Here is a 23,599-nt window from a genome sequence, read left to right on the forward strand (position 1 = left end):
CACCTACTGCAGTCTGGCTATGACGGCCACCGGACGATAGCCGTGCCGCTCCAGGAAGAGACCGAGCTTTGCCGGATCCGGCCGGGACGCTTCGCCGTAGTCGCGGGCATGGATGCCGCCGGAGACATAGAGAACGTCGAAACCATTGTCGGCCGCGCCCTTCACATCGGTCATCACCCCGTCGCCGATGGCCAGCACCTGCGAACGCTCAACCGGCCGCCCAAGCACCTCCGCCACTTCTTTCATCGCGACGTCGTAGATCGGCGTGTAAGGCTTTCCCGCGATCAGCGTGCGGCCGCCGAGCTGGGCATAGTCGCGCGCCAGGGCACCCGCACACCAGATGATCCGTTCGCCGCGCTCCACCATGATATCGGGATTGGCGCAGATGAACGGCAGGTTCCTGGCACGCAATCGGCGCAAAAGATCCGTATAATCCTCAGGCTTCTCGATCTCGTCGTTGAACAGCCCGGTGCAAACAACACCGGCGGCCTCGAATTCCTCGACGAGATCGACATCGAGGCCGTCATAAAGGGTCAGATCGCGTTCGGCGCCGATGTGGAAGATCTTGCGCGGGCCCTCCGCGATCAGGTCGCGGGTCACATCACCCGAGGTCACCACACGGTCGTAGGCCGATGGCGGAACGCCGATCACGCTCATCTGAGCCACGACGTCGGCGCTGCGGCGAGGCGAATTGGTGATAAGGACAACCGGGATACCGGCTGTCCTGGCCTCGGCAAGCGCCGCCGCGGCCGCCGGAAAATGCCATTCGCCATTGTGCACCACGCCCCAGACATCGCAAAGGATTGCCGAATAGGCTTTCGAGACGTCTTCGAGCGAGCCGACGATTTCAGGCGAATTCGCCATGCCGTTTCCTTCAATATGAGCGTTGCGAGTACCGCGGCCGACGGGCCGCCGCAGCGGGTTCGAATTATCCGAACCGCTCCATGCTGTCACCAGCTTTCGCCTGGCAGCCTCGTCAATTGATCAATGAGAGTTGGACTGGACGACCATGAGCGCCGTCTTATCCCTGTTATTTGTCAGCCCGATATGCCCACGTCCTGCCTCGGCAGGCGTTTTTCTGGGCGGCGTCAGGGCTGTGGCCCTTTGATTGGTTAGCGGTTGGTGAAGCGCCAACCAAGCAATAGAGCGGTTTCCCAAACCCATCTTTCAGCGTTTTGTGAAAAGCTGGCGCAGACCGAGAATCCGCCGGCGGGGGCCGCTGCAAGACATGCATGAAATCTGGCGTCAGTTTCGCCGCGACCGGCGCGGCAACTATGCTCTTATGACAGTCGTGGCGATGGTACCGCTGATGGGCGGCCTGGCGATCGCGGTCGACTTCACGGAAATGAACCGTGAAAAACAGATGGTGACGAATGCGCTCGATGCCGCCAACTTCGCCACGGCGCGCCGGCTGACGGAAGGCGCGACCGACGACCAGCTGAGGGCCTACGCGCTCGACTTCTTCAACGCCAACCTGAACGATGTCGATCCCGCCAGCACGACGCTCAACGTCATCTTGCCGAGCAACACCAGCGGTGGCGGCCTGCTCACCATGACGGCGCAGCTTGCCTACAAGCCCTATTTCTACCCGGCCTTCGCGCAGCTTGTCGGTAAATCCGCAATCGACGCGAACCAAAGGATCAGCTTCAACGTCAGCTCCCAGGTGCGGCTGAAGAACACGCTGGAAGTTGCCCTGGTGCTCGACAATTCCGGGTCAATGACCACACTCGGCACCGGCTCCGGACAAAAGCGCATCGATCTTCTCAAGACCGCGTCCAAGCAACTGGTCGACACGCTGGCCCAGCAGGCGGCCATGATCAAGCAGGTCGACAAGCCGGTGCAGTTCAGCCTCGTGCCCTTTGCCGCTTCGGTCAATGTCGGTCCCGGCAACGGCAACGCGTCGTGGATGGACACGGAGGGCCTGTCGCCGGTGTCGAACGAGAATTTCGACTGGTCGACGCTGAATGCGGCCAACAAATACGCCCAGCAGACCAACGGCATCTGGTACAAGCGCGGCACCGGCTGGGGCAGCGAGGAAGGCCAGATGCTGACCCGGTTTTCGCTCTACCGGGACATGCAGGTCGTCACCAACCACGAGCGCGTCGTCAACAGCAAGCGGGTGGTTTGCGACGCATACAATTCGAACAACACCTGCAAGCGCAGCCACGACGAATATGACTACATCGACTCCTACGGGCCGTTCGCCAGTTGGCAAGGCTGCGTGGAGGCCCGGCCCTACCCCTACAATATCAACGACACGCCGCCATCCGGCGGCACCGCCAACACCGGCATAGGCGTCGGCGATCCGGCAACGATGTTCGTGCCCATGTTCGCCCCGGACGAGCCCGGCAACCACTGGAAGCTCACCCAGGATCCCGACGAGGCCGCACCGGTGACCTATGGCGCGGTGAACAGCTGGTGGAATGACGATCCTTCGAGCAGCACCGGCCAATCGCGGCTGCGCAACATGGCCAAGTATTTCCAGCCGCGGCCGATCAATGCGCCGGCGCTGCCTGCCGGCAACGGCCCGAACTACAGCTGCACCACCAATCCAATCACGCCGCTGACCGATGTCAGCGTCACCGATGGGCTCACCTCGATCAAGGCCGCCATCGACCTGATGCAGCCGAATGGCGGCACCAATGTTCCCGAGGGCATGGCGTGGGGTTGGCGCGTGGTTTCGAGTGGCGAGCCGTTCACGCAAGGGCGGGCGGAAACCGAGAAAGGCAATGACAAGGTAGTGATCGTGCTGACCGACGGCGCCAACACCTATTATACGCCGTCCTCGCTGAGCTATTCCGATCCCGCGAACTCGAAATCGACCTATGCGTCCTATGGCTATCTCAACCCCGGCTACAACGGCACTTCGGTCGGCCGCCTGTTCATGGGCACATCGAGCGCCATCGGTCAGTTCGACTATTCGAACGGCAACTACACCAACGCGCTCAACGAGCAGATGGCAGCGCTTTGCAACAACGCCAAGGCGGCCAACATCATGGTGATGACGGTGGCGCTCGACCTGTCGACGACCAAGGCCAGCGACAAGCTGGCGATCGATGCGCTGAAATCCTGCTCCTCTGACTCGCGCTTCCGCAAGGATCCGACGAACCCGAGCAAACCGGCGAAGCTGTTCTGGAATGCGACCGGCGCCAGCCTGTCGAACGATTTCAAGGAAATCGGCAATGAACTGTCGAACCTGCGGGTGGTCGGCTAGAGCGCGTCGCGTCGAACGGAATCATGCACCCGCTGGCGCAATGCCTGCGCCCCCCAAGCCCTTGCGGGCGCCCGCCGCGACAGGCAGATATTGGCCGCTCGCGGGATCGCGCATCCATCGCGGCACGCTTGGGGACAAACAATGCCCGATACCGCCAACCATCTCGCCTTCGCGCTGGTCTGCCTCGGCATGGTGCTGACGCCAGGCCCGAACATGATCTACCTGATCTCACGCTCGCTGTCGCAAGGGCCGAAGGCCGGACTGATCTCGCTTGGCGGGGTTGCGGTCGGCTTCCTGTTCTATGTGCTTTCGGCGGCGTTCGGGATCACCGCACTGCTGCTCGCCGTGCCCTATGCCTACGATGCGTTGCGCTTTGCCGGCGTGCTCTACCTCTTGTGGTTGGCCTGGCAAGCAGTGAAGCCTGGCGGACGTTCGCCCTTCCAGGTGCGCGACCTGCCGAAAGACGGGCCGCGCAAGCTGTTCGCCATGGGGCTGATGACCAATCTGCTCAATCCGAAAGTGGCCGTTCTCTATCTGTCGCTGCTGCCGCAATTCATCAGCATCGGCAAAGGCCATGTCCTGTCACAGCTGCTGGTTCTGGGCGCGACGCAGATCACGATCAGCCTGACCGTCAATGCCATCATCGCGGTGACGGCCGGTTCTATCGCCACATTCCTTGCCGGACGGCCGCTGTGGCTGGTCATCCAACGCTGGATGATGGGAACCGTGCTGACGGCACTGGCGCTGAAGATGGCGACCGACGCGCAACGCTGAGTCCCTCCAGCAAGATCTTTTCCCAAAACCAGTTCCCACTTTTGGGGATCATGCCCTATCCAAGCATGATCTTTTCCCAATACCGGTTCCCACTTTTGAGGATCATGCCTTAGCCTACATCGGCCGGCGGATCGGCCGGATCTGCGCCGGCTCGATCACCTTGCGGTAGAGGTGCCAGGTGGCGTGACCCAGGATCGGCATGACCACGGCCAGCCCGGCAAACAGCGGGATCGAGCCGATCACCAGAAGCACGGCGACCAGCAGCCCCCACAGCGCCATCTGCAGCGGGTTGGCCATCACCGCCCGGGCCGAGGTCTCGATCGCCGAGACGGCACCGACATCACGGTCGAGCAGCAGCGGAAAGGCGATCACCGTCGTGGCCAGCACCACCACCGCAAAGACAAAACCGGCCGCGTTGCCAAGCAGAATCAACGTCCAGCCCTTGCTGGTCGTCAGCACATCGCGGACAAAGGCGCCGATCGAAGCCGGCGGCTGGTCGCCGAACAGGCTGGTGTAGATCGATTGAGCGGTGAACAGCCACAACAGGAACAGCGCAAACAACATGATGCCGATGACCGCGATCGACGGCAGCGCCGGGGAGCGGCGCACATCGAGCGCATGGCGCCAATCCGTGTTCATGCCAAGTTCGCGCCGGCGGCTGATCTCATAAAGCCCGATCGCGGCGAAAGGCCCGACCAGCGCAAAGCCCGACATCAAGGGATAGACAAGCTGGATGGCGTTGGAGCCCGATGTCCACTGCGTCAGGATCAGGCCGACGACCGGGTAGATCAGGCACAGGAACACGTAGTGCGAGGGTTTGGCCCAGAAATCCTCGGCACCGAGCCTGAGCGCGTCCCAGAGATCCGCCGTAGTGATGCGGCGCACCGTGGGCTGCACATGCATCCCGTAAGCGTCCGCCATGACATGAAAGCCGGCCATAACCATCCTCCGTTTTTCTTCGGGGGGCGGTCACCGCCTGGGGTGGCCGCCCGTAGCTGCCACTTCATGAACGAAGGCATCATAGCCGATCTTCCCGGGATTGTCGCTGCGTGGACGGCGTTTCGGCTCTCCTCACGGGATTTCGTCTCCGGCCCGGCAGAACTCAATCCGGCCGCTATCAGGGCGAATTGAAAACCGCCTCTAGGTGATGGCCATCCGGATCGATGACAAACGCGGCATGGTAGTGCGGGCCATAGTCGGGCCGCGGGCCTGGCGCGCCGTTGTCGCGCCCGCCGTGAGCAAGCGCGGCCGCATGGAACCGCGCGATGCTCTGACGATCCGGCGCGGCGAAAGCCAGATGGAAACCCGGACCGGGCGGGCGCTGTCCTTTCGGGCGAAGTTTCAGCGCCAGCTTGTCGCCGCCACCGGCAATCCCGTAGCCGACGGCCTGATCGGGCTCGCCGGGTCTGAGATCGTCCCAGACCCTGACATAGCCGAGCGGCGCCAGCACGGCATCATAGAAGGCAGCAGAGCGCTCGATGTTGGAAACGCCAAAGGAGATGTGATGCAGCATGTCTTGGATCTCCTTTTCGAGTCGGCTCGTGGCCTGTGGTAGCGATTTTCACCGCCCTGCCCGGCAAAAGCCATGATCGCGACTATGTCAGACGGGCATGACAGCTGAAAAAGTCGAAATCCGTCAAAAAGGCCTGAACAGGCGCACATGGCTCAAGGCAGCCGGCCTCGCGGCCTTGGCCGGGCTCGCCGCCTGCGGCACCGTCTCGCTGCCGACCGGGCAAGGCGCCGGGGTTTCCTCTTCCGCGACCGGCACGCTGGCAAGCCTGCGCGCCTCGGCGGGGCTGGGGCCGCTCGTTCCCGACGCCCAGCTCGAACAGGCGGCGCTTCAGCAGGCCGGCTACATGGCATCGCGGGAGCGCATGAGCCACACCACGGGCTGGGGCAAGGACTTTGCCTCGCGCGTCAAGGACAATGGCATTGCCGGTGCCGCCGCCGAAAACATCGCCGAGGGCCGCTTCGACCAGCAGAAGCTGTTCGACATCTGGGCGCATTCGCCCGGCCATCGCCGTAACATGCTCGACCCGCGCTTCACCCGCTTCGGCCTTGCCTATGTGCGCGACGGCCGCGACTCCAGCCTGCGCTACTGGGCTCTCGTGCTCGGAAAATAGAACTTCCCTGCCCGGCCTACTTGGTCGTCGCCTTGAATTTTCCCATCAGATAGGGGCCGGAGCGCACAGGCTCGTATTTCGGCGCTTCGCCGTCGGCGAGGCAGGCGTGCAGCACCTTGATCTCCGCGTCCCAGTTCGGCTGGTGGAAGAAGGCCATGGACTGGCGCCGGTCCTTGCCACCCTCATCCGCCGGCGGATTGACCACGCGATGCACGGTGGAGACCCAACGATCGTTGGTCCAGCGCGCCATCAGGTCGCCGATATTGATAACGAAGGCTCCCGGGATCGGCGGCACCTCGGTCCATTCTCCATCCGGCGTGATGATCTGAAGGCCGCGTGATCCGGCCTGCGGCAGGAGGATGGTCAGGCTGCCATAGTCAGTGTGGGCGCCGGCGCGGATCTGGCCGGGTTTAGGCGCGACATGCTGTTCGGGATAGTTGAGCGCCCGAAGCGCGCTGATCGGCGCATCGAGATAGCTGTCGAAATGATTTTCGGGCAGACCAAGCGCGGTGGCGAAGACACGCATGACGCGCAGCGCCAGATCCTCGAGCGCCGCATAGTAGGCTTTCCAGGCGTCGACGAACCCCTCCGGTTCTCCGGGCCAGATCGTCTCGGCATAGCAGAAGGCGAGCGCCTCGGGATCGGACATGCCTTGCGGCACGCCGAGGGGGCCGCCGTTGAAACTCTCCTTGAGGTCGGGCGGCGTGTCGACGTTGCGGGATTTGGCCAATGCTTCGAGTTCAGGGCCAAGATAGCCGTAGGGATAGCCCTTGTAGGGCGCCTTCGAGCGCTGCTTTTGCTCCGGCGCCAGATCGAAAAAGGCCCGTGCCTTCGACCATGCCGCATCGATCACCGCCTGTGGAATGCCGTGGTTGGTCACAGCCAGGAACCCGGTGTCGCGGCAGATGCGGTCGACCTCGGCGCCGAGCGCCTGCTTCTCCTCGGCGCCGGCGTTTTCGAACCGCCCGAGATCGAATACCGGAAATGTCTGGTGCCGCATCGTTCCTGCGCCCCGCTGGGTCAACGGCCAAACGATGCAGGCCGCTTCCGCAATGAGCTAGCACCAACCGACGCGGCAATCCTAGTCCATATCGGCGGCAGGCATATGCCTGCCGCGGCCTAGTCCATATCGGCGGCAGACAGATTGCCTGCCGCGGGGCCTAGTCCATATGCGCGGCGGGTGCGCCGCCGCCGGCCGGGCCCGCTTTCGGCTTGCGCAGCAGGAAGACGAACGGGATGGCGAGCAGCGTCATCATCATCAGTATTTTGAAGTCGTTCACGTAGGAGATCATCATCGCCTGGATATTGACCATGCGATCGACCTCCGACAGCGCCGTGGGGTCGCCGCCGGCGGCCGCGGGCGAGACTGCCCAGAGGTTGGGATTGAACGGGTTGATGAAGGCAGAAAGCTCGGCGTGGTTGATCTGCGTGTTGCGCACCAGCAGCACCGTCACGACCGAAACGCCGATCGACGAGCCAAGATTGCGCACCAGGCTGAACAACGCGGTCGCATCGGTGCGGAAGCGTACGTCGAGCGTGGCGAACGTAACCGTCGACAGCGGTACGAACACCATGCCCATGCCCAGGCCCTGGATCACCCCGGAGCTGATGATCAGCCAGTTGTCCATCTGTGGCGTGAAACTGGCCATGGTGTAGAGCGACTGCGCGGTCAGCAGAAAACCGATGACGACGAGAATTCTGGCGTCGATCTTTCCCATGATGCGCCCCACGACGAGCATCGAGATCATCGTGCCGACACCGCGCGGACCGATGACGATGCCGATGGTGATGGTCGGATAGCCGAATATGGTCGAGAGCATCGGCGGCAGCAGCGACATCGAGGCCAGGATGAGCACACCCATGACGAAGATGAACGCCAGGCCGGTCACGAAATTGCGATCGAGGAAGATCTTGGGGTCGATAAAGGGATGTTCTGCCGTCATGGTGTGGATGATGAACACCCAGAAGCCAGTGATGGCCAAACCGAGTTCGATCCATATCTCGACCGAGGAAAACCAGTCGACCTCACCGCCGCGATCGAGCATCAGTTGCAGCGCGCCGACGCCGAGCGATATCATGGCAAAGCCGAAGAAATCGAAGCTGCGCACCCGCCGGGCAACGGCCGGCAGATAGGCGGCCATGCCAAGGAAGGCGACGATGCCGACCGGCAGGTTGATGAAGAACACCCAGCGCCAGTTGAAATTCTCGGTCAGCCAGCCGCCCAGCGTCGGGCCCAGGATCGGTCCCAGCATGATGCCGGCGCCCCAGATGGCCATGGCCTGGCCGTGACGCTCCTTGGGGTTGATGTCGAGCAGGAAGGTCTGCGACAGCGGCACGATGGCGGCGCCGAACACGCCCTGCATCAGCCGGAACAGCACAATGGTTTCGAGGCTCCATGCCAGGCCGCACAGCATGGAGAAGATGGTGAAGCCGACCACGGCCGTCAGGAACAGCTCCTTGCGGCCGAAGCGGTCGGAGAGCCAGCCGGTGACCGGCGTCATGATGGCGGCGGCCACGATGTAGGAAGTCAGCACCCAGTTGATGTTGTCCGGAGAGGCGCCGAGATCGCCGGTCATGGTCGGCAGGGCGACGTTGGCAATCGTGGTGTCGAGCGCCTGCATGACGGTCGCCAGCATGAGCGCGACCGTGATCAGGCCGCGATGCGGCACTTCTTTGAAGGATTCGGGCGTGCTCATCCGCGGAACTTCCAGCCGGTAACAAAAACGTGTACATAGGGTTTCCGGGCGGCAAAGCCTTCCGTTGAGAGAGCCTCATCGCGGTGGGACGCGATTATCGATGTGGGGGTTACATCGACCGAGACTCTCTGATGAGCGGATGCCTGCCGCCCGGAAACATGAGGACCGACGGGTCCGTGTCGAAGATTTCAGATTCGGCCAAGCCGCAACGCGGCTCGAACCAGGCGCTGATCCTTCCCACTCCTCCCATCAGACCAATCCTTTTATCCACGTCCACCCGCCTGGTCCGCGCGGGCTTCCGCTGACTTATTGCGCGGCCTCGCCAGCCTTGGCGTGACCGAATATCGCGGGGAAACCGCGGGCAACGCCGGTGTCGACGGTGACAGAGGCGCTCATGCCCGTCCGCAGCGCCATCCTGGCGTCGGGATCGGTAAGCTCCAGGCGCACCGGGATGCGCTGCGTGACCTTGACCCAGTTGCCGGTGGCGTTCTGTGCGGGCAGCAGCGAGAATTCAGCACCCGTTCCCGCACCGATCGCCTTGACCGTCGCCTCGAAGGTCTTGCCCGGATAGGTATCGACCACGATCTCGGCCTTCTGGCCCGGCTTCATGTTGGTGAGCTGGGTTTCCTTGAAATTGGCATCGATCCAGGTGTCGCCGGTCTCGACCAGCGAAAACAGCGGCGTGCCGGAGCCGACAAACTGGCCGACCTTGAACGACGAGGCTTGCGAGATGACGCCATCGGCGGGCGCCTTGACCGTGGTCTGCGCTAGGTCGTAGGCGGCCTTGTCACGCGCGGCGAGCGCCGACATCACGGTTGGATGCTTGTCGGTTTCGATGTCGGGGTTGCCGCCAAGTGCTGCCTTGGCGCTGACGATGCCTTGCTGGGCGACGGCGACCTGCTGCTTTGCCTTGTCGAGGTCGTTGCGGGCCTGATCCAGCGACGACTTGGCGTTGATGCCCTTCTGCGCGAGATCGGCGGCGCGGTCATATTGCGACTGGGCGTAGTCGACCTCGCTGCTGGCGGACTTCTCCTGCGCCATCGACTGGCTGTAGGCGGCACGCAGTTGCTCGACATTGAGGCGTGCCGCGGCAACCGCGGCGTCGGCCTGGGCGAGCGCGATCCGGTAAGGCTCGGGGTCGATTGCGAACAGGAGATCCCCCTGCTTGACCAACTGATGGTCCGATATGGCGACCTGGACGATGCGGCCTGCCGTGTCCGAGGCGATCGACACCTTGGCCTGCTGCAGATTGGCGTTCTCCGTCTCCTGATAGCGCCCACCGGTCACCCAGACATAGCCGCCGCCGATGATCAGCGCGGCCGGCAAGGCGAACATCAAAAAGAAGCGGCCCATGCGGCGCTTCTTCTTCGGCGCCGCCGGCACCGGCACTACGGGCGGGGCGACCGCGACAGGGGCGGCAACCGGCTGGGCCGGTGCTTCCATCTCGACCTTGGGGGCGTTTTCGTCGACCTTGGCTACCGCATTCATGCTGCTGCGCCTTCCGCACTCTTTACCTTTTCAAGCGACGAAGCCTCGCCGTCCGTCAGATTCTGCACGATTACATCGAGCGCCCTGATCAGGACGCGGCGGTCCTCGGGCGAAACGCCGACAAGCGATTCCTCATAGACTTCGCCGGCGAGGCTCTTGACCTCGGCATAGGCGGCGCTCGCCTTGGCTGTCGGGAAAATCATGCGCACGCGACGGTCGGCGGCGTCGGCGCGGCGTTCGATCCAGCCGCCCTCCTCCATCCGGTCGACGAGGCGCGAGACGCTGATCGGCTCGATTTCGAGCAGTTCCGCGAGCCGCGCCTGGGTAACGCCTGCCTCCTTGGCGACACGCACCATGAGGCGCCATTGCGCCGACGAAAGGCCAAGCCCGCTGGCACGCGTCTCGAAGCGCTTGCGCAGCAGACGTTGCACGTCGTGGATCAAAAAGCCCAGTCTATCTATGCCATCAGAAACCATGAGCGATACATATAATAAGCGTGCTTACTATTCAAGATGTCACGTGACGGCCGAAGCCGGCAAATGTGCATGGCGGTCTTGCAACGCGATCGCGGCTGGCAATCAGTGAACCGCTGGAGACAGCCGGCCAGGCAGGAATCGGCCTTTTCACAGGCGGTTTCGGACGACCAGCGTGACGACGAAGAAGGCACCGAGCGAGCTGGTTATGATGCCTATCGGCAGTTCCTGCGGCGGCAGCAGCGTCCGGGCGAGAAGATCGCTTGCCAGCAAGAGCACAGCCCCGAACAATGCACAGCTTGCGATCAGGCGCAGATGCAAGGGACCGGCCAGCGGCCGCGACAGATGCGGGATCATCAATCCGACAAAGCCGATGACGCCGGCGACCGAGACGAGAATTGCCGTCGAGAAGGCCGCAACGAGAAACGTCGCCCTGCGCATGCGCGCCACCGGCACGCCAAGGCTTTCGGCAGCACTTTCACCGGCCAGGAAGGCGTCCAGCCTGCGGTGGTTCCACAGCCCGTAGGCCGCGATCGTGCCGGCTCCCAAGGCGCCCAGCCAGACATTGTCCCAGCGCGCCAGTCCGAGCCCGCCCATCGTCCAGAACAGCACCGAATGGGCCGCACGCTGGTCTCCGGCAAAGACCAGATAGTTGGTCAAGGCGGTGAACAGGAAGGAGACGGCAAGGCCGGCGAGGATCAGCCGCTCCGGCCCCTGCCCCCTGACCCGTGCGACCAGCAGCAGGACGATGCAGGCGGCCAGTATGCCGCCGGTGAAGGCGGCGACCGGCAAGGTCCAGATGCCAAAACTGTCGCCGAAGACGGTGATGACGGAAACAGCGCCGGCGGCGGCCCCCGACGACAGGCCGAACAGGAAAGGATCGGCGAGACCGTTGCGGGTCACCGTCTGCAGCAAAGCACCTGTTATACCGAGGCCGGCACCGACACAGACCGCCAGGATCGTGCGCGGCAGCCTGAGATCGACGACGATCTTGCCTACCGGGCCCGACACCTGGTGTTCATGCATCCCGACGGCATGGCCAAGCGAGGCGATGACGTCGGTCAGCGGGATCAGCGTCGAACCATAGGCTATCGACAGCAGCACGAGGGCGACGACCGCCACCGTGCCCGCCACCATGGCCAGCGCGAATGCCTTGTGCCCCGAAAGCGCGCCGGATTTTTGCCCTGGGGCAAGAAGCATCAGAACGCTTCCGGATGCATCGCCTTGGCGATCTTGGCGATCGCCTCGATGTTTGCCGGTCCAGGCGTCAGTTCGGCATAGCGAAGGGCCACGAAACGCTCGTTCTTGACCGCGTCCGTCTCCTTCATCGCCGGATGCGCCTTCAGGAAATCGAGCAGTTTCCTGTAGCCGCCGCCATCCTGGTAGTCGAGCAGGATGAGGAATTGCGGATTGCGCGAGGCCACGGTTTCCCAGTCCGTGTTGCCCCAGCTGGTGTCCATGTCGGCCATGATGTTGTCACCGCCGGCGGCTGATATCATGGCGCTAGGGATGGCGAATTTTCCGGCGGTGAACGGCTTGTCCTCGCCGGAATCATAGAGGAACACGCGGGTTCCCTTGGCGTCGCCGACCTTCGCGGTGATGTCGGCGAGTTGCGCCTTCCAGCCGGCGACAAGCTTCTGCGCCTCGGTCTCCTTGCCAAAGATCTTGCCCAGCTTTTCAACATCGCCATAGAGCAGGTCCATGGAAGCCGCCGGGCGGTTCTTGTCGAGATGGACGCAGCTCTCGGTCAGCACCAGTGTCTTGATGCCATGTGGGGCGAGCGTGTCGGGCGTCACGTCGCCGCCCGGCTTCATGCCATAGTACCAGCCGGCGAAGAAGAAATCGGGCTCGACGGCGACCAGGTTCTCGAGCGTCGGGTATTTGGGCGCGAGTTCCGGGATGGAGCCCTGCTCGGCCTTGAATTCGGGGCCGACCTTGTACCATCCGGTGATGCCGGTCAGGCCGACGATCGACGGCTGCAGCTTCAGCGCGAAGGCCATCTCGGCCATGTTGAGGTCATGGATGACGGCGCGCTTGGGCGGCGCGTCGAAGGTCAGCGGCTTGCCGCAACTGTCGACGGTGACGGGGAAAGCGAAGGCGGTAGAGGCCAGCAAGGAAAAGACGAGCGACAAGGCGAGACGTTTCACGGATTTTGCTCCTTGGTTGAACAGTGTTGATGAGGGATGGTTCGATCAGGATGGCGGCACGGCGCGGTTCGGAACATCGAACACAGTCAGTTCACGGTCCTCGGTGGGGTGACGCAGGCGAAACACGTCGACGCCGAAAATCTCGCGGATCAGCTGTTGCGTCAGCGCTTCGCGCGGTGCGGCCAGCGCGTGCAGCCGGGCTTCGTTCATCACCGCGACCCTGGTTGCGAAAGGCGCCACAAGGGCCAGGTCATGCAGCACCGCGATCACCGTCATGCCGAAGCCCGCGACGAGTTCGAGAAGCTCGCCGCGAGCACGCGGGTCGAGATGGTTGGTCGGCTCGTCGAGGAACAACACTTTCGGTTGCTGTGCGATGGCGCGCGCCAGCTGGGCGCGTTGGCGCTCCCCGCCAGACAGCGAGCCAATGGTGCGGCCGAGCAACGGCAAAAGGCCGGTCCGGCGCAGGGCGTCGACGACAATGTCGCGCTCGTCGCTCCTGCGCCTCAGGCCGGCATGCGGAACACGGCCAAGTTCGACATAGTCGATCACCGCCAGCCGCGGATCCGGCTGGTCGGTCTGGCCGACGACGGCCATGTGCAAGGCCCGCTCGGCTGTCGAGATCCTGTCCAGGCGTCGCCCGCCAAGCTTCACCTCGCCCGAACTTGGCCTGAGCATGCCCGACAGCATGTGCAGCAGTGTCGTCTTGCCAGCGCCATTGGGGCCGATGATGGCGAGACGATCGCCGGTGGCGATAGAAAGGCTGACCGCATGGACCAGATTCCGGCCATTCGCCACGGCACCCAGGTCGCGCGCTTCGAGGAGTGGCATTGTCATCGGCTATCACCCGCCAGCTTGCCCGGCGCCGGGATGCGGGCCAGCGTCTTGCCGGCTAGTCGCGGCGGACGTTGGCCGGAATTGCACCAGCCGTCGGCGAGCGAGGCGTAAAGCCTGGCAAATCGCACGAGATCACCGGCGTCGGCCTCGGCATCGACGGAGCCGAAGAGATAGGTAGCCTTGCCCGGCGCCTGGAAGGCTACCGTCAGCGGCCGTGCGCAGCCCGCCATGCATTCGACGCCCTCGATCGTGAAGCCATGCGCCACGGCGGGTTCATCATGGGCCGAGAGCCGGGAGCGCAAATCGGCGCACAGGCTTTCGCCCGACCTGATGCCGGTCGGAACGTCACGGCAAAGCGTGCACACGATGATGCGGTGATCGATAGCGCCGTCCAACTTCCGTCACTTTCCAAAACTGGCGACGGAAGGATGTTGGCGAGACGGCCGACAAGACCGACGTCCACGTTTCCTCCCGGCACACCCCGTCCGGTCAACTCAGTGATGGCAGGTCTCCTGGCTCGCGGGTCGTTGCGCAATCCTGCCTTCCCAGCCTTGCCGGCCAGTGGCATTTCGGATCTTGCTCACCGCTTACAGTTGCGGGGGCAGCCACGGCTTCGACCTATTGGGTCTCACCGTGTTCCCTTTTCACCCCTCGCCTTTCGACTCGGGGACCATCACCACTCGATCGTAGTTTTCCCCCAATTGCTTCGCAACGGATTTCTCGGTGCATTGTCGATCCCGCGGCGGCGCTGAACTTACAGACGTAATGTAATTACATTACGATTTAAATCGTACCGCTCGGCTAAGTCAAGTGAGGCTTTCTGCCCGAAAGAAGACATCTAGCCAGTCTCGCTCCTGGAGATGCGGCTGGCCGCGGAGCGTTGCCGTCCGGATTGCACGGCAAGCGCAATTTCGATCAAACTGCCGCGCGCGAAGGCGGCAAGATGATCCGCTCAATGCGAGGAACCCATGAACCCGACCGAGAAAGCGCTGTGGTTTGTCGAGAGCCATCTGCCGGAGGCGATCTCGCTCGACGATGTCGCCCAAAGCAGCGGCGTGTCGCGCTTTCATGTGACGCGCGCCTTCGGCGCTGCCACCGGCCGCTCGGTCATGGGCTACATGCGCGCACGCAGGCTGACCGAGGCGGCGCGCAGGCTGGCCGGCGGAGCCCCCGACATCCTCTCGGTGGCGCTCGATGCCGGCTACAGCTCGCATGAGGCTTTCACCCGCGCCTTCCGCGACCAGTTCGGCACCACGCCCGAGATGGTGCGCGCGCAAGGCTCGACCAAGACCCTCGACCTCGTGGAGCCGATCCTGATGGACCAATCCTTTCTTTCGGCCCTCGAACCATCGCGCTTCGAGACCAGCCGGCCGTTGCTGATCGCTGGGCTCGGCGAACGCTACACCTGTGAAACCAGCGCCGCCATTCCGATGCAGTGGCAACGCTTTGGTCCCTATATCGGCAACATTCCAGGCGAGACCGGCGACGTCGCCTACGGCGTCTGCGCCAACGGCGACGATGCCGGCAATTTCGACTACGTCGCCGGTGTCGAGGTCACCGATTTTTCCGACCTTCCAAGGGAACTCAGCCGCGTGCGCATACCCGCCCAGAAATATGCGGTGTTTGCGCATCGCGAGCACATCTCGACCATCCGCCGCACCGTCAACACGATCTGGAACAAATGGCTGCCGGCCTCCGGGCACGAGATAGCGGACGCGCCGGAATTCGAACGCTACGGTCCGGAGTTCGATCCGCGCAGCGGCAATGGCGGACTAGAGATCTGGGTGCCGATCAAGGATTGACCGGCACTACAATTCCAAGTCCCAGGTCTGGCCAACCAGATCCTTGCCGAAGGAGTGGTGAGGCTCTTCCTCGGTCAGTGTGAAGCCGACCGCCTGGTAGATGTGCCGGGCGGCGGTCAGGATGTCGTTGGTCCACAAGGTCAGCGTCTTGTAGCCCTTGGCACGGGCAAAGCCGATGCATTCCTCGACCAGCCGCCTGCCGATGCCGAGGCCACGCGCCGAAGGTTCGACATAGAGCAGGCGCAGCTTCGCCACCTCGGGCGATTTGCGCACGACGAAGACCGAGCCGACGACCTCGCCATCACGCTCGGCGATCCAGCTTCGTTCCCATTTCGGGTCGAAGGATTTGACGAATGCCGCAAGGATTTCGGCAACCAGCGCCTCATAGGTTTCGTCCCAGCCATAGTCCTGCGCGTAGAGCATGCCTTGCCGGCGGATGATCCAGCCGATGTCGCCGACCTGCAGCGGCCGCAACAGATAGGGGATCCTTGGCTCGGCGCTTTCACCCAGCAGAGCCTGGACCGTCCGCATGGATTTCACCAGCCGGTCCTGCTCCGACGCAGGCAGCCGATCGAGGAGCGCCGCGACCTGGTCGTGCGAATCCTTGTTCAGCGGCGCGAAGGCATTCCTGCCCGCCAGCGTCAGCGCAATCGACGATTGCCTGGCGTCCGAAACCACCGTCGACCTGGAGATGAGGTGAAGGCGCTCGAACTTCTTCAGCAGACGGCTGACATAGCCGGCGTCGAGACCGAGGTCGCGCCCGAGGTCCGTCGCGGTCAGACCGTCGCGGTGCGCCAGTTCGTAGAGCACGCGCGCCTCGGTCAGCGAGAAGGCGCTTTTCAGCAGCCCTTCGTCGAGCAGCCCGATCTGGCGGGTGTAGAAGCGGTTGAAAGCCCGCACCGCGTCGATCAGGTCTTTGTTGGGCGCTTCGTTACCGGGCTGATGGTGAATTGTCATGGGCATCTCCTGTCCGCACAGGATTGATCATTTGGTTGACTTAGTCAATAAAATGGTTGACCCGACGCACCTCACAACTTCGTCATTCTAGGGCGGAGCAAGGAGCGAAGCGACGCGCGCAGACCCTGGAATCCATTCCGTGACGGTGGCCGAAGCGCGCCACGCCGCAGAACGGGCTTCATGGGTCTGCATTAGGCGCCAAGAATCCATTTCGTTGCATAGCGGAAGGGTAACGGCATGGATTCTAGGGTCTGCGCTCCGCTTCGCGTCGCTCCGCCCTAGAATGACGACATCGCGGGGTCGGTGCGCCAATCACGACCGCAGTGGCGCCCCTCAACCCATCGGCAACACCGGCCAACGATCAACGATCTTGCCGCCAGAAAATACCGCGATCGGCCCGAATTGCTGCAGCACAGCCTCGCTCTGCGTCGGCCTCAGAAAGGCATAATCCCCCGGCTTCACCTGCGCTGTTGCCGGCAGGCTCATGAATTGCTGGTTGGAGGAAAACCCCATCAGACCGTTTGGTTTCATGCCTTCCGGGAACACCGCTTCGGCCATCCACTTGCCGCCATAGAGATAGCAGCCTTTGCGCGGGAAGAGGCCGAGCGCCTGCAAGGCCTTCGAGAACCAGACCGGGCCTGGCAGCGCCGCATCGGCCGCCTTGAGGATCGGGGTGGCGATGAAGGCGGCCGGCTGGAATCCGTTGAGCCCCGGCTTGTCGAAATCGCTGGGCAGGACGAAAGCCGAGCCGATCGAGACTTCGTTGGCAACGCCCGCGCCATGCAGCAGCGCCGTCTTCGAGCCGCCGATGTTGAGGATGCGGCGCTGATCCGGTTCGAGTGCCACGACGAAATCTGCCGCCAGCGCCGAGGCTTTCATCAACGCCTTGGCAGCACCGCCAAACAGCCCGGGGATTTCCGGCGCATGCGCCTCATAGGCCATGATGCCTTCGCAACACAGGCCCTTCGGCACCGTCAGCGCCTTGATCTCGGCCGGGCGGGCAAACCCGCCGCGATGCAGGCCGACATCGACCTCGAAGGCGATACGCAGTTCGATAGCGAGCTCGGCGGCCAGAGCGCCATATTCCGCCAGTCTTTCGTCGCTGTCGACCAGCCAGCAGACACGCGACCAGTCGGCGTCGCCCTTCACCAGCACCGCTCTTGCCGCGCTGACCGGCATTGGTTTGCCGTATAGCAGATCCGCATGCGGGAACGCCTTCAGCACCGCCGCGCTGATCGGCGGATGGAAAGTCATGAAGCGATCGCTTCCAAGCGTCTTGCCGATATGCGAAAGCAGCGGCAGGCAAGCGAGCGACTTGTCGACCAGCCGCACGGCAAGGCTGGGATCAAGCCTGTCCTTCACCAGGGCGATGTTGCTGTCCAGCCGGTCGCGGTCCAGCACCAGACAGGGCTGGAAGATACCGGCCTGCTTCAGCGCCTGCGATAGAGTGGCGAAATAGGCGCTCATGGTTCGATGCCGAACAAGCCAGCCATGTAGGGCGAGACGAAACGGTTTCGCGGATCGATGTCGCGGCGCACCGCCATGGCATCGTCCCAGCGCGGATAGAGCTTCTTGAAGTCCGCCGCCTTCAGGCTGTGCATCTTGCCCCAATGCGGCCTGCCGCCATATCTGCGAAAGACCGGCTCGGCCGCCTGCATGAACGGCAACGGATCGTTCGCCGCATCGTGGTGGATGGCGATCGAACAGGTCGGCCTGTTGTAGAAGGGCGAGAGCCAGAACTGATCGGCCGCGACGCTGCGCACCTCCATTGGGAAATAGACTTCGGGAAAGCGCTTTTCGGTCAGCTCGATGATTTCGGCCAGCGCCTTCGGTCCTTCCTCGAACGGAAGGTGATATTCCATCTCGTTGAATTTGGTCTGTCGGTCGCTGGCATAGACATTGAGCCAGTCCTGCACATAGTCCTCGGCCGGCACCTTGGCGACGGCACCCTGGATCAGCCGGCGGCGCAGTGACGGCAGCCAGGCGAGCCCGGTGCGCAGCCGGCGCAGTGTCCGCAGTCCGGCCTCGTCATTCTCGGTAGGACGCGCGGTGGTCGCCGCGTCGCTCAAGTCGCTGGCGATGAACTGCGCATGGCCGGAGAACGGGATGTAGTAGAATTCGGCCGACCGGTGCGCGCTCATCATCGTTTCGAAATCGCGCAGCATGTCGGCGATCGGCAGCACCCATTTGCGGCGGCGCAGCCTGTACGTCGCAATGTTGTTCAGCGTCACTTCGCTCATGACGCCGAAGGCACCGAGCGCGACGCCTATGGCGTGGATCGTGTCCTGATCCCCTGCCCTGGTGAAGTCGCGAACCTTGCCAAACCCGTCGACGATCTGCACCGTCTCCAATTGCGTGTGATAGGCGCCGAGCGTCGGTCCCGAGCCATGGGTCGCGGTGCCCAATGCGCCGCCGATCGCCTGGCGGTCGATGTCGCCCATATTGGGCAGGCCCTGGCCGATATCCTGCAGGATGTGCATGAGCGAACCAAGCCGCGTGCCCGCCCGCACGCGCGCCTGATGCTTTTCAGCGTCATGCGAGACCAGCCCCTCCAGTTTCTCCAGGGACAGGATGGTGCCTTGCGATTTCACCAGCGGCGTGAAGGAGTGACCGGCACCGACGACGCGGATCGGGCCGGGTGCGGTGCGAATGAGATCACCTACTTCACCGGCATCGGCGGGGCTGGCGATCAGCCGCGGCTCGGCCGTGACATAGCCCGACCAGTTGCTCCAGCTGGACATATTACCCCCCGGTCAGGCAACGGCGCGGCGGTGCCGCGAGACGAGGACGAACAGGCCGAGCAGCAGCACACTGGCCAAGGCACTGCCGACAGCGAATTCCGGAACCGGGCGAAAATCCTTGCCGTCAATGAGCAGCGACGCCGCGACCGGCCCGACCGCCAGGCCAAGGAGCTGCGCGGCCGGCACCAAGAGCACGGCCGTGCGGGTCTCGTCCGCCGTGATCGTCAGCCGGATCTGATAGGGCACGATGAACAGGAGAATAAAACCCATGACCAGGGCGGCGACCCAGAACGTGGTAAGGCCGGGTCCGCTGGCGAGGATGAGCGAGGCGACAAGTGCGACGGTGCCAATTCCGGCTATGGCAAGGCGATAGTCGATGCGCGCCTCGAACACAGTCGCGGTCATCGCGCCCAGAACCTGCATCGCCAGGCTGGCCGATACGATCAGGCCAACGGTGCGGCCGTCGATGCCGAATTGGGCGCCAAGCGGCTCCAGAAAGGCCCAGATCGAGCCAAAGAACATGAAGTAGCAGAAGATGCACAACAACGCCGTGATCGAAGGAACCGTGAGCACATTGGCCAGATCCTCGTCCTTGGGCAGATCAGCGTAGGCGGCGGGGACAGTGAAGGCGACCCCCAGCGACAGGATGCAGACGACCGCCAGAACCAGGAAGCCGCCGGCCGACCCGGCCGCTGGAATGACATAGAGCGCCAGCAGCAGGGCCAGAGGGCACTGCGCCAGCGTCTGCATGGTGACGAAATAACCGCCGATGCGCTCGGCCCGGCGCGAGCGGGCGATCAGTTCGGTGGCGACCGCGACAAGGCCGCCTTCGGCAAGGCCGGCCACGGAGCGGGCCGCCATCAACATGTTGGCGCCGGCGGCATAGGCAGTCCAGACATTCGCCAGTGCCAGCAGGAGCAGGAGGGCCGCACTTTTCCAGCGCATGTTGCGGGCCGAGAGCAGCGTCGCGATGATCGCCGAACCGATCGCGATGGCGATCAGCTCGGCGGTGGCGACCAGTGCCAGTTCATCGCCGCTGACATGGCCCTCAGTATAAAGGGCGCCGAGCAAAACCGGCTGCATACCGAGAATGAGCAGACCGACCGATCCGATCCACAGGGCGGAGGCAAGCTGGCCGCCGGTCGGGTTGCCGACCAGCCAGTCGCCGCTTCCGGTATGCGAGTCACCAGATGTCAAAGGCGCCTCCCAACATCCTTGCCGCACGGCAGAAAAGCTGACAATCTGTCAGCATTTTCAGGACCTGATACTTGATCATATTTCTTGTCAACCAGAATTTGGCAGTTCGAGCGAAAGACCGGTGCATGACACAAGCAAGGCGAACAGCGACCGAACCGAGGCGCATGCCGAAGCAGGAGCGCAGCCGCGAGCGCATCGACGCCATCCTGTCGACGACCATGAAGCTGATCGGCGAGAAGGGCATCGACGCCGTCACCATGAAGGAGGTCGGCATGCTGGCGGGCGGGCCGATCGCCACCGTCTATCACTACTTCCCCAACAAGTCGGCGATCCTGGCGATGCTCTATGAGCGGTTTTCGGAGGTCAGCCGCGCGCGACTGACTGATATCATCGCCGATGTCCGCGAAGCCAAGGACGTCATCGTCGCGGCCGACCGGCTGCTTGACGATTACCTCAGCCGCGTCGCCGGCGATCCGGCCATCCAGGATCTGCAGAACGCCATCCAGGCCGACAAGGCGCTCAAGAATCTCGACATCGCCGAAACCCGGCACCAGGCCAGGATGTTCTGCGACCACGTCATCGGCCTGATCGAGCCGCCGAAGCACGAGCAGTTCGAACGCATCGTTCTGCTGATCTTCCAGCTCGCCGGCGGCGTGGTGCGCCTGGCACTCGCGGAGGGCGAAGCGGAAAGCCGCCGCACCATCGAGGATTACCGGTCGATCATCCACACCCAGTTACGGCTGTTTCTTTAGACGGAGCGTCGGCCTCAGCCGCTTGTTAGCCTATCTTGCCTGACGGATGAGGCCTTCGAAGCCGTCGGCCAGATCGGCGGCGCCGGCCGCGAACATCTTCGCGAGATTCTGGGGACGGCCGGGGGTCTTGTTGGCATCAAGCAGAATGGCCCTGCCCTCATGCAGGACGAAATCGAACTTTCCGTAGTCGAAGCCGAGTTCGCGCCGCCGCTCACGCATTTCGTCGGGAACCGGGACGGGCTCACGCCGGATCGTTTCGGATGCCTTGACCAGGCTGTTTGGCGAGACGTAGCGGGTACAGCGCTCGCGCTCTCCGCAAAACACCCAGAAACGCGCCGCAAAACCGTCGGGTTCTCTTTCCGGGATGAACTTTTCCACGACCAGATCGTCGTTCCCGAAGATGCCGTCCGGAACCTCACCGAGAGATCCATAGACCTCATAGGGTTGCAAGGTTGGCAGATGCGGAAAAGGCGGCGGCTTCCCGGCGCGCCTCGATCGCCGGTTGAGGAGTGTCTCCGGAATACCCCGATTGTTGAGGTCACTCTTGACGATGACCGGGCCCTGCCAGGCGTCGCCTTCCGATATCAGAGCCCCGCTGATCCGCCGTTTCGAGATATCGGACGCCCCGACATTGAGGCAGAACGCAAAACCCTTGGCGTAGTCGACATGGTCCGCGGGCGTTACGGTCGCATCGACATGCAGAACCGCGATATCAGCATTGTATGTCTTTGATGGGCCTTGCTGGATCCGGACCGAATGGCCGCGCCGCTTCAGTTGTTCCAGAACATCGAAAAGCAGATAGGGGCTGCCCCTCCGCAACATAAGATTGCGCTTGCCCAGGAACCGGTCATGCTCATGCGTTATGACGACGATATGCGACACAGCAATTCCCCTTGGCTTCCATGCCCGCTTCCATTAAGCGGCTCTCATCGCTCGATGCCAGACCTTCCTGGGCTCCAACGGGTTTGAATGCCAAATCATTGGGATAATTATCATCGGCACTGGAAGCTCCTGGATGCGCCGCTCCGGCCGACCGCGGAAACCGTCGACATATTCGATCGCGAACTTGATCTCGGGAATGCCGATGTCCTTCTGCTCGGCGTGACACCCGAACTGGCAATCCTGGGCAGGTCGATGCTGGCGATCGATCAATCGGCAACCATGATTTCCGGCGTGTGGGCGGGCGACAACGCCTCGCGAAGGGCGATGGCCGGCAATTGGCTAAGCCTCCCCCTGGAACAAGCCAGTTTCGACGCCGTCATCGGCGACGGCTGCCTGTCGGCAGTCGATTCCAAAGCCGCCCGCCATGCGCTGCTGGGCGAAATCGCAAGAGTGCTGAAGCCCGGCAAGCGTGCGGCGATCCGGGTCTTCGCCCGGCCGGACGCGGCGGACGATCTGCTCGACATCGAAGCTTCGGTGCTGGCTGGTGGGGTCGAGAATTTTCACGCGCTCAAATGGCGCATCGCGATGGCGTGCACGACGGACGACGGCGACAATACCGTCAAAGTACAGGCAATCCGTGCAACATTCGACAGGCTGTTTCCGGATCGCGAAGCCCTTGCCGCACGGACGGGATGGAGCATGGCGTCCATCAACACGATCGACGTCTATGCAGGTTCCGAAACCAGGTACAGTTTTGCGACGCTTTCCACGCTGTTGGATGAGGCAAGCGCCTGGTTCGACCAGGTGCGCGTCGTGCCGAGCGGCTCTTACCCGCTGGCCGAACGCTGTCCGCTTCTGGTGCTTGAATCGCCGAGGCGCCGGCAGGAAGAACAGCCCGTGGTTCGATCTTGATACTCCAGAAAATGGCTTGTGCCTCGGATACCGGGTTCCGATTGACAGGACTGCATTCGAACGGGAGTTCGCGCGGCAACCGGGATTTTTCGGCACCGCCGGTCAGCGCGAGAAAAATTTCCCATGACTGCCCCTTCCCGTGCGCCTTGACTCTCGCAGGTCGGCGGCCTATTTCAGCGCCACGTTAGCACTCGCCCTTGGTGAGTGCTAACCATATGTCCGGCTTCGCCGGACGGAGGAACTGTTTCTCACCGTTCTCATTCGAGGAAGAAAAAATGGCAAAGTCGAAGTTCCGCCCGCTTCATGACCGCGTGGTCGTTCGCCGGGTCGAATCCGAATCCAAGACCGCCGGCGGGATCATCATCCCGGATACGGCGAAGGAAAAGCCGCAGGAAGGCGAGATCATCGCCGTCGGCTCCGGCGCCCGCGACGAAAGCGGCAAGCTCTTGCCCCTGGACGTCAAGGCTGGCGACCGCATCCTGTTCGGCAAGTGGTCGGGCACCGAAGTCAAGCTCAATGGCGAAGACCTTCTGATCATGAAGGAATCCGACATCATGGGCATCATCGGCTGATTATCGGCCTCACCGTCAACTGAATTCCGGGCTTA

General features: G+C 63.1%; 23 protein-coding genes and 1 riboswitch. Of the genes, 7 read left to right on the forward strand and 16 right to left on the reverse strand.

From position 1 onward, the window contains the following. Positions 1 to 3 precede the first annotated feature (3 nt). Complete coding sequence (locus MesoLj_RS26145; RefSeq protein WP_202323060.1) at positions 4 to 864, reverse strand: TIGR01459 family HAD-type hydrolase; 861 nt, start codon at positions 862 to 864, stop codon at positions 4 to 6. Positions 865 to 1,228: 364 nt separating this feature from the next. On the opposite strand from MesoLj_RS26145, the gene MesoLj_RS26150 reads away from it, so the two are divergent. Together MesoLj_RS26150 and MesoLj_RS26155 are read left to right on the forward strand one after the other, a co-directional pair. Beyond that, on the forward strand, positions 1,229 to 3,214 hold the full coding sequence (locus tag MesoLj_RS26150; protein ID WP_202323061.1) for a TadE/TadG family type IV pilus assembly protein: 1,986 nt from the start codon (positions 1,229 to 1,231) through the stop codon (positions 3,212 to 3,214). Positions 3,215 to 3,355: 141 nt separating this feature from the next. Continuing rightward, complete coding sequence (locus MesoLj_RS26155) at positions 3,356 to 3,988, forward strand: LysE family translocator (RefSeq protein WP_140768156.1); 633 nt, start codon at positions 3,356 to 3,358, stop codon at positions 3,986 to 3,988. A 114-nt stretch (positions 3,989 to 4,102) separates the two neighbouring features. Here MesoLj_RS26155 and MesoLj_RS26160 read toward each other — a convergent pair whose 3' ends face one another. Both MesoLj_RS26160 and MesoLj_RS26165 read right to left on the reverse strand, forming a co-directional pair. Continuing rightward, positions 4,103 to 4,927 carry a DUF2189 domain-containing protein gene (locus MesoLj_RS26160; protein ID WP_140768158.1) on the reverse strand — a complete coding sequence of 275 codons (825 nt, stop codon included), beginning with the start codon at positions 4,925 to 4,927 and terminating at the stop codon, positions 4,103 to 4,105. A 178-nt stretch (positions 4,928 to 5,105) separates the two neighbouring features. After that, positions 5,106 to 5,501 carry a VOC family protein gene (locus MesoLj_RS26165; protein WP_140768160.1) on the reverse strand — a complete coding sequence of 132 codons (396 nt, stop codon included), beginning with the start codon at positions 5,499 to 5,501 and terminating at the stop codon, positions 5,106 to 5,108. A gap of 97 nt (positions 5,502 to 5,598) precedes the next feature. Here MesoLj_RS26165 and MesoLj_RS26170 point away from each other — a divergent pair, with 97 nt between their 5' ends. Next, entirely contained in the window at positions 5,599 to 6,111 is a 513-nt protein-coding gene (locus MesoLj_RS26170; RefSeq protein ID WP_140768162.1) for a CAP domain-containing protein, read from the forward strand. Between the two features lie 16 nt (positions 6,112 to 6,127). Here MesoLj_RS26170 and MesoLj_RS26175 read toward each other — a convergent pair whose 3' ends face one another. The 8 genes from MesoLj_RS26175 to MesoLj_RS26210 form a co-directional block, all read right to left on the reverse strand. Beyond that, entirely contained in the window at positions 6,128 to 7,111 is a 984-nt protein-coding gene (locus MesoLj_RS26175; RefSeq protein ID WP_202323062.1) for an isopenicillin N synthase family dioxygenase, read from the reverse strand. A 160-nt stretch (positions 7,112 to 7,271) separates the two neighbouring features. Beyond that, a complete protein-coding gene (locus tag MesoLj_RS26180; protein ID WP_202323063.1) occupies positions 7,272 to 8,807 on the reverse strand; it encodes a DHA2 family efflux MFS transporter permease subunit in 1,536 nt (511 codons plus the stop codon). A gap of 306 nt (positions 8,808 to 9,113) precedes the next feature. Beyond that, positions 9,114 to 10,295, reverse strand: coding sequence for an HlyD family secretion protein (locus MesoLj_RS26185; RefSeq protein ID WP_202323064.1), 1,182 nt, complete (start codon positions 10,293 to 10,295; stop codon positions 9,114 to 9,116). Continuing rightward, positions 10,292 to 10,771 carry a MarR family winged helix-turn-helix transcriptional regulator gene (locus MesoLj_RS26190; protein WP_140768170.1) on the reverse strand — a complete coding sequence of 160 codons (480 nt, stop codon included), beginning with the start codon at positions 10,769 to 10,771 and terminating at the stop codon, positions 10,292 to 10,294. Before MesoLj_RS26190 ends, MesoLj_RS26185 begins: the two co-directional genes overlap by 4 nt. Before the next feature lie 147 nt (positions 10,772 to 10,918). Further along, complete coding sequence (locus MesoLj_RS26195) at positions 10,919 to 11,968, reverse strand: FecCD family ABC transporter permease (RefSeq protein WP_202323065.1); 1,050 nt, start codon at positions 11,966 to 11,968, stop codon at positions 10,919 to 10,921. Then, positions 11,968 to 12,915 (reverse strand): ABC transporter substrate-binding protein, encoded by a 948-nt coding sequence (locus MesoLj_RS26200; RefSeq protein WP_202323066.1) that lies wholly within the window; start codon positions 12,913 to 12,915, stop codon positions 11,968 to 11,970. Before MesoLj_RS26200 ends, MesoLj_RS26195 begins: the two co-directional genes overlap by 1 nt. A gap of 45 nt (positions 12,916 to 12,960) precedes the next feature. Beyond that, positions 12,961 to 13,749 carry an ABC transporter ATP-binding protein gene (locus tag MesoLj_RS26205; RefSeq protein ID WP_202323067.1) on the reverse strand — a complete coding sequence of 263 codons (789 nt, stop codon included), beginning with the start codon at positions 13,747 to 13,749 and terminating at the stop codon, positions 12,961 to 12,963. After that, positions 13,746 to 14,144: a DUF1636 family protein gene (locus tag MesoLj_RS26210; RefSeq protein WP_202323068.1), complete on the reverse strand. Its 399-nt coding sequence runs from the start codon at positions 14,142 to 14,144 to the stop codon at positions 13,746 to 13,748. Before MesoLj_RS26210 ends, MesoLj_RS26205 begins: the two co-directional genes overlap by 4 nt. A gap of 90 nt (positions 14,145 to 14,234) precedes the next feature. Beyond that, a riboswitch (cobalamin riboswitch) is annotated at positions 14,235 to 14,439 on the reverse strand. Between the two features lie 278 nt (positions 14,440 to 14,717). On the opposite strand from MesoLj_RS26210, the gene MesoLj_RS26215 reads away from it, so the two are divergent. After that, positions 14,718 to 15,551 carry an AraC family transcriptional regulator gene (locus MesoLj_RS26215; RefSeq protein ID WP_202323069.1) on the forward strand — a complete coding sequence of 278 codons (834 nt, stop codon included), beginning with the start codon at positions 14,718 to 14,720 and terminating at the stop codon, positions 15,549 to 15,551. 6 nt (positions 15,552 to 15,557) lie between these two features. Here MesoLj_RS26215 and MesoLj_RS26220 read toward each other — a convergent pair whose 3' ends face one another. From MesoLj_RS26220 to MesoLj_RS26235, 4 genes are all read right to left on the reverse strand, one after another. After that, positions 15,558 to 16,508 carry a bifunctional helix-turn-helix transcriptional regulator/GNAT family N-acetyltransferase gene (locus MesoLj_RS26220; protein WP_202323070.1) on the reverse strand — a complete coding sequence of 317 codons (951 nt, stop codon included), beginning with the start codon at positions 16,506 to 16,508 and terminating at the stop codon, positions 15,558 to 15,560. Positions 16,509 to 16,841: 333 nt separating this feature from the next. After that, positions 16,842 to 17,975 (reverse strand): alanine racemase, encoded by a 1,134-nt coding sequence (locus MesoLj_RS26225; RefSeq protein WP_202323071.1) that lies wholly within the window; start codon positions 17,973 to 17,975, stop codon positions 16,842 to 16,844. Then, positions 17,972 to 19,249: a D-arabinono-1,4-lactone oxidase gene (locus tag MesoLj_RS26230; protein ID WP_202323072.1), complete on the reverse strand. Its 1,278-nt coding sequence runs from the start codon at positions 19,247 to 19,249 to the stop codon at positions 17,972 to 17,974. The genes MesoLj_RS26225 and MesoLj_RS26230 overlap by 4 nt, the downstream gene beginning before the upstream one ends. Positions 19,250 to 19,261: 12 nt before the next feature. Next, entirely contained in the window at positions 19,262 to 20,446 is a 1,185-nt protein-coding gene (locus MesoLj_RS26235) for an MFS transporter (RefSeq protein ID WP_202323073.1), read from the reverse strand. Positions 20,447 to 20,571: 125 nt separating this feature from the next. Between MesoLj_RS26235 and MesoLj_RS26240 the strand changes: the two genes are divergently transcribed. Further along, positions 20,572 to 21,198, forward strand: coding sequence for a TetR/AcrR family transcriptional regulator (locus tag MesoLj_RS26240; protein WP_202323074.1), 627 nt, complete (start codon positions 20,572 to 20,574; stop codon positions 21,196 to 21,198). Positions 21,199 to 21,228: 30 nt separating this feature from the next. Here the strand turns inward: MesoLj_RS26240 and MesoLj_RS26245 are convergent, their stop codons facing one another. After that, the gene (locus MesoLj_RS26245) at positions 21,229 to 22,080 is read right to left on the reverse strand and encodes a hypothetical protein (RefSeq protein ID WP_202323075.1); all 852 of its coding nucleotides are present in this window, start codon (positions 22,078 to 22,080) and stop codon (positions 21,229 to 21,231) included. Between the two features lie 87 nt (positions 22,081 to 22,167). On the opposite strand from MesoLj_RS26245, the gene MesoLj_RS26250 reads away from it, so the two are divergent. Together MesoLj_RS26250 and groES are read left to right on the forward strand one after the other, a co-directional pair. Then, positions 22,168 to 22,992: a class I SAM-dependent methyltransferase gene (locus MesoLj_RS26250; protein ID WP_202323076.1), complete on the forward strand. Its 825-nt coding sequence runs from the start codon at positions 22,168 to 22,170 to the stop codon at positions 22,990 to 22,992. 275 nt (positions 22,993 to 23,267) lie between these two features. Continuing rightward, positions 23,268 to 23,564, forward strand: a complete 297-nt coding sequence (gene groES, locus MesoLj_RS26255) for a co-chaperone GroES (protein ID WP_202323077.1) — start codon at positions 23,268 to 23,270, stop codon at positions 23,562 to 23,564. The last annotated feature ends 35 nt before the right edge of the window (positions 23,565 to 23,599 follow it).

Source organism: Mesorhizobium sp. 113-3-9 (assembly GCF_016756515.1).
Classification (GTDB): domain Bacteria; phylum Pseudomonadota; class Alphaproteobacteria; order Rhizobiales; family Rhizobiaceae; genus Mesorhizobium.

What these genes read in the sequence shown, in the direction of transcription:
- MesoLj_RS26205 (WP_202323067.1), bottom strand. Translation starts at nt 13,749, where the DNA reads ATGACAATGCCACTCCTCGAAGCGCGCGACCTGGGTGCCGTGGCGAAT.
- MesoLj_RS26160 (WP_140768158.1), bottom strand. Translation starts at nt 4,927, where the DNA reads ATGGCCGGCTTTCATGTCATGGCGGACGCTTACGGGATGCATGTGCAG.
- MesoLj_RS26240 (WP_202323074.1), top strand. Translation starts at nt 20,572, where the DNA reads ATGACACAAGCAAGGCGAACAGCGACCGAACCGAGGCGCATGCCGAAG.
- MesoLj_RS26145 (WP_202323060.1), bottom strand. Translation starts at nt 864, where the DNA reads ATGGCGAATTCGCCTGAAATCGTCGGCTCGCTCGAAGACGTCTCGAAA.
- MesoLj_RS26170 (WP_140768162.1), top strand. Translation starts at nt 5,599, where the DNA reads ATGACAGCTGAAAAAGTCGAAATCCGTCAAAAAGGCCTGAACAGGCGC.
- MesoLj_RS26220 (WP_202323070.1), bottom strand. Translation starts at nt 16,508, where the DNA reads ATGACAATTCACCATCAGCCCGGTAACGAAGCGCCCAACAAAGACCTG.
- MesoLj_RS26230 (WP_202323072.1), bottom strand. Translation starts at nt 19,249, where the DNA reads ATGTCCAGCTGGAGCAACTGGTCGGGCTATGTCACGGCCGAGCCGCGG.
- MesoLj_RS26155 (WP_140768156.1), top strand. Translation starts at nt 3,356, where the DNA reads ATGCCCGATACCGCCAACCATCTCGCCTTCGCGCTGGTCTGCCTCGGC.
- MesoLj_RS26165 (WP_140768160.1), bottom strand. Translation starts at nt 5,501, where the DNA reads ATGCTGCATCACATCTCCTTTGGCGTTTCCAACATCGAGCGCTCTGCT.
- MesoLj_RS26175 (WP_202323062.1), bottom strand. Translation starts at nt 7,111, where the DNA reads ATGCGGCACCAGACATTTCCGGTATTCGATCTCGGGCGGTTCGAAAAC.
- MesoLj_RS26185 (WP_202323064.1), bottom strand. Translation starts at nt 10,295, where the DNA reads ATGAATGCGGTAGCCAAGGTCGACGAAAACGCCCCCAAGGTCGAGATG.
- MesoLj_RS26250 (WP_202323076.1), top strand. Translation starts at nt 22,168, where the DNA reads ATGCCAAATCATTGGGATAATTATCATCGGCACTGGAAGCTCCTGGAT.
- MesoLj_RS26150 (WP_202323061.1), top strand. Translation starts at nt 1,229, where the DNA reads ATGCATGAAATCTGGCGTCAGTTTCGCCGCGACCGGCGCGGCAACTAT.
- MesoLj_RS26215 (WP_202323069.1), top strand. Translation starts at nt 14,718, where the DNA reads ATGAACCCGACCGAGAAAGCGCTGTGGTTTGTCGAGAGCCATCTGCCG.
- groES (WP_202323077.1), top strand. Translation starts at nt 23,268, where the DNA reads ATGGCAAAGTCGAAGTTCCGCCCGCTTCATGACCGCGTGGTCGTTCGC.
- MesoLj_RS26195 (WP_202323065.1), bottom strand. Translation starts at nt 11,968, where the DNA reads ATGCTTCTTGCCCCAGGGCAAAAATCCGGCGCGCTTTCGGGGCACAAG.
- MesoLj_RS26190 (WP_140768170.1), bottom strand. Translation starts at nt 10,771, where the DNA reads ATGGTTTCTGATGGCATAGATAGACTGGGCTTTTTGATCCACGACGTG.
- MesoLj_RS26225 (WP_202323071.1), bottom strand. Translation starts at nt 17,975, where the DNA reads ATGAGCGCCTATTTCGCCACTCTATCGCAGGCGCTGAAGCAGGCCGGT.
- MesoLj_RS26180 (WP_202323063.1), bottom strand. Translation starts at nt 8,807, where the DNA reads ATGAGCACGCCCGAATCCTTCAAAGAAGTGCCGCATCGCGGCCTGATC.